We start from the raw sequence: 260 nt of genomic DNA on the forward strand, positions 1-260 counted from the left end.
GGACAGCGCGGCGCTGTCGCCGGGTGGATCGGAAGCCGCGTCGGCGAAATGATCGCGTGGCGCCGCACCGAGGCTTCGATCAGCAGGCCGGCATTCATCGGCGTGGCGCCGCTCGGCATCGGTTCGCAGTTGCTCGAAATGAAGTACGAAAACACCGACGAGACGGAAGCCGACGTGATCGGCAGCGATATCGCATCGCGCGCCGGCTTCGATCCGCGCGCAGCCATCGGGCTATGGGACAAACTGGCGGCGGCGACGCG

1 pseudogene is annotated in these 260 nt (G+C 67.3%); it reads left to right on the top strand.

Annotated features, from left to right (window positions below):
* Positions 1–90 precede the first annotated feature (90 nt).
* Positions 91–260: pseudogene (locus tag SB751_RS32195) on the top strand (M48 family peptidase); the annotation flags it as partial.

Origin of the sequence: Cupriavidus sp. SIMBA_020, from assembly GCF_046535395.1 — a bacterium.
Lineage (GTDB): Bacteria > Pseudomonadota > Gammaproteobacteria > Burkholderiales > Burkholderiaceae > Cupriavidus > Cupriavidus campinensis.